Source organism: Paraburkholderia humisilvae, assembly GCF_902859855.1.
GTDB classification, from domain to species: Bacteria; Pseudomonadota; Gammaproteobacteria; order Burkholderiales; family Burkholderiaceae; genus Paraburkholderia; species Paraburkholderia humisilvae.
In genome coordinates this window covers 1-8,021 of record NZ_CADIKH010000137.1, presented here as the reverse complement: position 1 = coordinate 8,021, position 8,021 = coordinate 1, and the positions used below count along the sequence as shown (strand labels likewise).

The 8,021-nt window shown below is 58.9% G+C and carries 2 protein-coding genes and 8 pseudogenes; 5 read left to right on the top strand and 5 right to left on the bottom strand.

Annotated features, from left to right (window positions below; genetic code table 11):
- Nucleotides 1-362: 362 nt before the first annotated feature.
- Nucleotides 363-697 (top strand): annotated as a pseudogene (locus HV796_RS39160) (IS110 family transposase); the annotation flags it as partial.
- Between the two features lie 58 nt (nt 698-755).
- Here the strand turns inward: HV796_RS39160 and HV796_RS39155 are convergent.
- Nucleotides 756-1,153: pseudogene (locus tag HV796_RS39155) on the bottom strand (molybdopterin cofactor-binding domain-containing protein); the annotation flags it as partial.
- Here HV796_RS39155 and HV796_RS39150 point away from each other — a divergent pair.
- Entirely contained in the window at nt 1,109-1,900 is a 792-nt protein-coding gene (locus HV796_RS39150; RefSeq protein WP_175233140.1) for a hypothetical protein, read from the top strand. The pseudogene HV796_RS39155 and the gene HV796_RS39150 sit on opposite strands and share 45 nt — an antisense overlap.
- Nucleotides 1,901-3,002: 1,102 nt before the next feature.
- Here the strand turns inward: HV796_RS39150 and HV796_RS39145 are convergent.
- Nucleotides 3,003-3,596 (bottom strand): annotated as a pseudogene (locus HV796_RS39145) (transposase); the annotation flags it as partial.
- A 62-nt stretch (nt 3,597-3,658) separates the two neighbouring features.
- Here HV796_RS39145 and HV796_RS46180 point away from each other — a divergent pair.
- Nucleotides 3,659-3,913, top strand: a pseudogene (locus HV796_RS46180) (IS256 family transposase); the annotation flags it as partial.
- A gap of 33 nt (nt 3,914-3,946) precedes the next feature.
- Here HV796_RS46180 and HV796_RS39135 read toward each other — a convergent pair.
- Nucleotides 3,947-5,185 carry an IS110 family RNA-guided transposase gene (locus tag HV796_RS39135; protein ID WP_175233141.1) on the bottom strand — a complete coding sequence of 413 codons (1,239 nt, stop codon included), beginning with the start codon at nt 5,183-5,185 and terminating at the stop codon, nt 3,947-3,949.
- A 235-nt stretch (nt 5,186-5,420) separates the two neighbouring features.
- Here HV796_RS39135 and HV796_RS39130 point away from each other — a divergent pair.
- Nucleotides 5,421-5,641 (top strand): annotated as a pseudogene (locus tag HV796_RS39130) (transposase); the annotation flags it as partial.
- Between the two features lie 669 nt (nt 5,642-6,310).
- Here HV796_RS39130 and HV796_RS39125 read toward each other — a convergent pair.
- Nucleotides 6,311-7,324, bottom strand: a pseudogene (locus tag HV796_RS39125) (asparaginase).
- 123 nt (nt 7,325-7,447) lie between these two features.
- A pseudogene (locus HV796_RS44835) lies at nt 7,448-7,522 on the bottom strand (integrase); the annotation flags it as partial.
- Nucleotides 7,523-7,571: 49 nt separating this feature from the next.
- Between HV796_RS44835 and HV796_RS39115 the strand changes: the two are divergent.
- Nucleotides 7,572-7,943, top strand: a pseudogene (locus tag HV796_RS39115) (transposase); the annotation flags it as partial.
- Between the last annotated feature and the right edge of the window lie 78 nt (nt 7,944-8,021).

The following is an 8,021-nucleotide window of genomic DNA, read 5'->3' as shown; positions in this document are numbered from 1 at the left end:
GTGGCGGGAGCTGGAAACGTGACCATGGCAGCCGGACTGAGGTCCAACCGCGAAAGCGGTGGAGAGACCACCGGAGCCTACCGTGCGCGCGCCAGTTCTCGACCCTACCTTAGCGCAGTAACCGCAGCCGCGGTGGGCGCCCTGAAGAAACCAGGTCGGATCACCGCTTTGGTAAGCTGGGGCGTCGTACCGCCGAAGACCGACTCCCCTTTGGGGCTATCAACGCCCGATTCTTAGCGTGGTCTAAGGTCACGTCGGCGACATTGGTGAATTCGTGCAAACGGATTTCCCGCTTGAGAGGTTGAGCAATGACGACGTACCGTCGGCGGCGCGACACTCTTCCACTTATAATGGAGTAGTCAATGGCACAGCGCAGCCGGGTAAACAGGATGGAAATTGCCAGCCCCAATGCATCGGGAATTGATGTTGGCTCAGCGAGTCACTTTGTTTCCGTACCGCCAGACCGCGACGATGAGCCAGTTCGGGAATTCAAGAGCTTCACCGAAGCCTGGAGCATTTGGCGGATTGGCTGGTTTCGTGCGGCATTGACACGGTGGCTATGAAGTCGACCGGTGTGTACCGGATTACGCTGTTCGAGTTGCTGGAGTCGCGAGGTCTGGATGTATTTCTGGTCAATGCCCGCCACGTGAAAAATGTCTCGGGTCGCAAGTCCGATGTGCTCGACTGCCAATGGTTGGCAGCGGTGGCAGATGCTGCGCCGCTGGCGGGTTGAGCGGACAACTGTTGGGCGGCCGTCATGCGAGCGCCTCCTGGATTTTCTTTGGGGTAACCGACAGGTGCCTGAAGCGATGTGCCGTTGCATGCGCGATCGCTCCAACCACAGCGTTCATCACCACTTCGGCAACGCCCCTGGGCGGATCGGATTCAGAGAGCGCAGGCAGAACCTCGCCGGTCTGCTTCCAGACCGCGACGTCGCTCGCGAGCGGAACCTTATAGCGGTTGAAGTTCCAGGTTTCATTCCGGGGCCATCTTCGTAAAGCGGCAGGTACTCGTCCAGCGCATGACCGATGCCCACGGCAATTCCGCCCTGTAACCGGCCGGAAACGAGCTGCGGCGATATCACGTTGCCGCACTCCATGATCGAGTGATGGCTCAGAAGTTCTACATCGCCACTGGCCTCGTCCACGACAAGTGGCCTTGCCCCTGTTTGACGGATACCTTAACCGATTCGCCGAGCCTGTTTGCAAGAGCCGTACAAACAGACCGGAAAACCACATGTCAACTCTCCTCAAGTAAAAACAGCAACGGGGCACATGCCCCCCCAGATCCACTTCGTCTGGAAGACCGAGACGTTAATCCATCAATTCTGAAACTGTCGAAACCTGACATTTACAAAATCACCCCTCTTGTGAATCTCGGAAGCAACACCTACGATCATGACGACGCGTCGCTCCCCCACCACGGCATTAACCTAATGGAGAATTCCATGACTACCGTTGTTATGGTTGAACATATTGAATCGAAGACACTCCTTATTTACGATCCGAACTCCACCTTCAAGAACAAGCTGTCATTTAGCAAAAAAACCCCTAAAGGTGCATCCTTTAGTTGGACAACCAATCTGTCGGTTGACGATATCAATTCATCAAAAATCACGGGAGCAACGTTGAAGGTTCTGCTCGACAAGGATCCGTCCAACGGCTTATTTATTTCCTGCAGTAACCCTGTTACTGCAGGATCGCCACTCTCTCTCGCAAGCTCTAATGCTGCTCTTTTTGGTTACGCCGGTCCCGCCACTGACGGTTCTGGAGGCCAGACCGTCAGCGTCAACAATAGCACCGGCTGCTTCCTCAATTCCGGCAATACCGGTAGCGACGACAGTACAGTCATCGTTGGCGTACTGGGTCAGGGGATCCAATTTAGTGTTATCCCTAGTTAGCGCATGCATTAACTGAGAGGCCTGGCTACAGTCAATGCGCTTAGTGATTGATGCTTTTGACTGGAGCTTGGCGCCCCCGTCTCGCGCAAAAAGGGGGATGCCGTGGCACGGTGCGCTCGCGCAACTTACGACTGACTTTGGCGCGCTTGTCTGCCTGCATGACGCATCGGCAAGCGGCGCGTTAACGGTCAAGCTGCGCGCTCACGCACAGGCGCCCGGCATTGCCGACGTGTTGAGCGGCGAACGGCGCCGCAGTTTCCCGCGCCGTTCGCGGACAGCCGCACGACTAATGGGTGTCGCAATAGGAAGCTTTAACAAGTGCGATGCGTGTCGCCGTCCGCCGGACGTAAATCCGCAACGTAGTGGATGGCAAAGCTCTTCTCTGCCTTGTCACGTTCACCCCCTGAACATCGGAAGGTGAAGCTGTGACCTGCTGTGTGACCAGCAGTTGACTACCCGAACGTGCGCGACTGGTAACAGTCGGGCTCGAAGCTTCGGGGACGACGTACCCGCCTTATTGGCGATTCCCACGGGCGGCCGGAAGGGATCGACACTGCCAGCAGCCGTGCGGTGTGGGGCCAGGCAAGTTCCGCATGGTGCGACACGTGCTGCTGCCCGTGGTGTGTCGAGCCTCAAGCAGTAAAGGGCAGCAAAGCTCGTTTTTGTCTTGTCACACTTCGACCGTTGAAGATTTGGCGATCGAAACTGTGACCTGTTGTGCGACCAACAGTTGCCTTCTATGAGGAGAAGATATTCAAGGCTTTTTGGCTTCCGGACTCTTCATTGAATCAGTACATTTTCTGTCATGTTGGACGTGGCCCTCGTCATCCAGGCGCATTGGGGACGAAACTATCTCGCACGTGTCTTAAGCGAGTTGCGCACGTGAGACATTCAACGTCTCACCGCCTTCTATCCGCCCAGCGGGGGGAGTCGGCCGCATCCTATGCGCGTTACGCTGGAAAGGTTCACCAGGAGTATGCCCCTATATCATTCGGTTGCTGTCGAGCAACCCGGCAACTGCTCGGGCATATTCCGTTCAGACCGGCAAGTACCTGTTTCATTGATCCTTTGCTTGCTGCGCTGCCTTATTTAATAGGTATCCTTATCGCATTTTAAGTTCAGCACCTTTGGGAGTCACACCTTGCTCGAGGTAGCGCCATAGGGCGATGACCAGGCGGCGTGCCACCGCGACGATCGCAATACGTCGGGCGCGTCGGTTGGGGCCTGTGCCCTTGGCGCGCTCGTTGAACCAGCGGGCGAGCAGGGTGCCGGGCTGATACCGTATCCATGTCCATGCCGTTTCAATCAGTAACGCGCGCACGCGGCGGTTACCTTGTTTGCTGACGCCCTGATCGATCTGGGTCTGGCCGCTGTCGTAGGGGCTGCGGGACCAGGCCGGTACAAGCACCCACCTGGCGGCGGTTGGCGAAGCGTCTCCAAAAGAGCTCCAGCGCGAGTCTCGAGCCGCTAACCGGACCGATCCCGCGCAGGTGTGTGAGGTGATCAATACGCTGGCGCGCACGTTCGGGAAGATGGAGGGGGTAGGCCTTTTCCAACGCGGCCGCCTGCTTCTCGACCAGCGCCAGCCGCTCGCACTCGCCCAGCAGGCGTTCGTGGAGTTCGTCGGGCAGTGGTGGCCATCGTGACAGCGCACGTCACGACCTGCGAGGCGGGCGGGGAATTTACGGCTGTTGACATTCGAGCCTGTCCGAATTTTAGTGTGTCGAGGTCATGAGACGACAACGGAAATTACGTGCTATGACCGAAGCAACTGTGACCAGGAAGAGCAAGAACACGAAGGCGCCGAAGCTGTTCCCCGATGAACTGATCGATCAACTGCTGGCGCAGATTCAGAACAAAGATGCCGAGTCGGTTCCCGGCGAATCGGGCCTGGCCGGGTAACTGAAGAAACAACTGGCTGAGCGCATGCTGGCGGCGGAACTGATTCATCACAGGAGCAGGTCATCCCATTCTTCGCCTATCCACCGGAACTGCGACGGATCATCTACACGACCGATGAAATTGACAAGCCCCTGCTCAATATTTCTATGAAGTCGGCGTTCCCGGCCACGACAGCGGTGCCTCGTGTCCCTTGGGACGCGCCTGCTTCCATCGTGAGAACAGCCGTTGATAGGTGCGCTCGGCCTGTTCGGCAACGGCCCGTTCCTGGTCGCGTACGCTCTTCAGGCTGTAAGCCGCAGCCGAACCCTTGCGCGAGCCGTGTTGCGCCGGCATGCCGGACTGCAACTCCAGGGCGCGCAGCTTGTGTGCAGTCAGGGCAGGACGGTCCCATGCGAACGGCTCATTGCGCGTGAGCACGTACCACATGATGACCGCCAGTTTGCGTGCCGTCGCGACAATGGCGATCTGCTGGCCGCGGCGATCGCGCACGCGCAGGAAGAAAGCGCGTAGAGGGCCGGGCGCCTGCGCTGCACCCCTGGCTGCCTCGACGAGCAATGCCCGTGCGTACGAACGTCCCCGCCTGGTGATGTGGCCATGCCTGGTGGGCGTTGGACCCGACTGATAGACCGACGGGTTCAGCCCGAAGTAGCTCACCAGCTTCTCCGGATTGGGAAACCGCTCGACAGCGCCGATCGCCGACAGCAGGCCGATTGCCACAGCGGTATTCACACCGGTAATGGTCAGCAGTCTGCACAGCCGCCCGTCGCCAATGCTCGCTTGCGCCAGTGCCTGGTCCACCTCGCGCAGATCGTCACCAGGACGGTCCAGTTCTCGCAGCCGTTGCTCGACTCCCAGGCGCTCGTCCATAGGCAGCGGTTGGGCACCGAGCCACACGCGTCCCTTCCTGCCGAACAGATCAGCAGCGGAACACCGCTCGATCAGGTGCGCGGCCAGCACAGCATGGACTTCGTTCTTCAGCCTTGTGCGTTGGCGCACGAGTTGTGACCGGCGCGAGACCTGCCGGCGTAACGCCAGGGTATTCTCGTCGGGCATCCACACTTCCAGCAGAAAACGGCTCGCATACAGCTGTGCCAGCACTGCCGCATCAATCTTGTCAGTCTTGACGCGTGCCTCGGCGATGAGCCGCACCAGCAGGGGATTCGCAATCGCGACACGTGCGACGTGGGGGCGCAGCACGTTGACAATCGCAGCGGTATTGCCCGTTGCTTCGAGAACTACATGATCGGTACTGCGCAACCCTGCGGCAAAGCGCTCGACTTCGTCGCGTCTTAGCTCGGCATGACCGCCGGCATGCAGCACGCCGTCCTCGAGATACGCGATCTCAGCCACGGAGCGCGAAACATCCAGCCCTACGATTCGCATAACCGTTCTCCCATTCAGATGAATGTCGGGAGCCGGTGGGACAGCACGACAACTACGGATTCGCGCTCGCAGCGCAACCGGGCGGGTCGCAGGGGCGGCCAACTACTAACACGAGCTCGCGGCTCATCGTATAAGAGCGGCCTGCCCACCCGAAGTGCTCCCCGGTGCCCCTTGTCCCGGATGGTCACACCATACGCCGGAACTGCTTGGCGCGGGACCGTGAGGCACCGGCTATATCATGCCGGTTACCAACGCGATCGAGAGCATGCACATGCAGCTTCGCAAGATCGTGAAGAACCGCGGCCACTTTCCCAGCGACGCAGCCGCCAGCAAACTGCTGTACTTGACCTTGCGCAATATCGAAAAGGATTGGAAGATGCCACCTATCACCTGGCGGCAGGCAGTCAATCAGTTCGCCATCCTGTTCGGGAGAGATTCACCGCTGCCATCAGCTGAGATTTATAACCGACTTAGCACACAAAATTCCTGACACCTCCCCCACCCGAGGTCAACCCGCCACCAGATGACACCGTCCTCCGAACGCGGCCCGTCTTCATCTGCCGACACTGCGGAGCACCGATGATCGTCATCGACATCCTCGCGCGCAGCGCCCCGATCCGCATACCGCCGATCCGCTGGACTCAGACATGATCGCAACAGTTGCTCGATCTGCCTGTCGAACGTCGGCTCTGTGGCAACGCGCCACGAGCGGACCTTTGTGCGTGTCGCTTCGCGCAGTCCCTTGCACGTCCGCTTCGCCACCACAATTGCGCCACGGCACCGCTTCATCACTGCGTCAGCGCGCATCAAGCATCCCGCCTGGCCCCGCCGCATCCGGCACCGCGGAGCATCCTGACCGATCAATCTCCATAGCCGCCAAGCTCTAACCGCATCGGGGCACTCCGCAGTTTCCTCCATCGAGGCTTATTCGACGCCTTCCAACGCGTGCAGAACCACCGTCACGTTCCTGTGGCCAATGGCAGGCATCGAATAATAACCCTTAACGCCCTGCGTCTCATTCTCCGAGCGCGACGATCGGCTTGGATACCCGTAGCGACCCGGAAGAAAGTCTTCTCCGTCCTCGAAGCGGACAGACAGTCGTGGCCAAACCCGAATGCGCCTTCATCATGAAGTTCGACTCAGGTGCAACATCGTTTTAAGCTGACCAACCTCCATACCGCCGAGATTGCGGAGCGTTGGATTGTTCCCGCGGGTGAGAGCCGAGACGCTTCCATCGTCGACGAGGCCGATTTCCCTCAAGACTGCGACTGCACTGGCGTACAGCGCTGACAGGTTACCATCAGCAATCTTGATGGCGCCCCCTAGGCCAAGACTCTTAACTCCAATTACGTACGTGCCGTCTACGACCACCTTTCCGACACAATCCCCGGATGTTGCTCGCGCGATCGCCAGGTCACAGCGGCCGCTCCCTGAAACCATCTCGGGGTGTGCTGCCATCGCCGCGAAAATTTCGGACAATATGGCATCTTCCTTTGCGCTCCCCCCGATGCACCAGAAGCGAGACGGGCCCACATCATCGCAAGGCGAGACAACGGCATGCCGATGTTAGGTACGCTGCATCCGTCCGTGCCAAACCAAAGCCCTGCCGCGCGCAGCCCGGATAGCCGTTCGATCTCCCGAACGATGTCTTGCTGTAACGGATGACAGTCTGCGACGTAGTCAGCGTGATCGTGACCGTGCATACAGCAATGCGCAGGAATCCAGTGTGCTTCCCTGAACAGTTATTGTGTCGTTGGTCAAAGCGACTTCCAGTGAGGGGCAAGTTATCTTCGCCATACTGAATTGGCAAATGAACTCCGCAGCGTAGATCCTGTTCCGATAAGTCAATCTTCGAAAGCATCGAGCTGACCGCTGCCACGTGGGACTCTTCGCCCGAATGGCTTCCGCACAAAAGCGCCACTTCTGAATCAGAAAATCCGAAATGTGATGGCCCATGATCCCGCACGAATGGAATCGCCTGAAAAGGCTGATGGTCGAACGTGAGAACACATAGGTATGGGGATCGCCACACCATGCAATCAGCGAGCCGTGGGCGTCCGTAACTGCAAGCGACCCCCAGTGACTGCGCTCAACGTAATCATTACGCGTAGCCGCAGCTAAAAGAACGTGTTTTGACATTGTGATTTATTCGCAATGCGATCGCCGCGTAGACGGCATTGGTCGCTAAGTCTTCCGTGTAAACCAAGTAAGAGCAATGGATTGAAATCATCTAGCGTCCACGCGCCGTCCGGCGTTCCCGCTTCACACGTCGGTTTGCTCCGCCATCTCCAGCGCGTCGTCAACCTCGATACCCAAGTATCGAACTGTACTCTCCATCCTATTGCCTGCGGGCAATAGGATGGAGAACACCGCGCTCTATGTCCAGGTGGCACCGACCTGCTGCGCGAGCTCACCAGGGATTGCGTGCCGCCCCGGCTCCTTCCTGCCCGCGCGCGTGCTCTCACGCTTCCTCCAGGCACTCGAAGCGGCCCACCGGCATGGCCAGTTGCAATTCTTCGGCGACACCGCGCTCGCTGATCCCGCCACCTTTGCCCGGTGGCTTGCGTCGCTACGTACCTGCGAATGGGTGGCCCACGCCAAGCGCCCGTTCGCCGGACCGAAGGCGATGCTCGAGTACCTCTCGCGCTACACGCAGCGCGTTGCCATCTCCAACCAGCGCCGGGTCGCCTTCGCTCAGCGTGGCGTGACGTTCCGCTGGAAGGCCAGAGGTGGCTTCGAGAATTCGGACAGTTCGTTGAGTGGAAAAGCTGGGGCGTGAGTCGGCCATAATGGCCGGCAACAAGGAACCAGAAGATGACGAAGCGAAACCGACGGA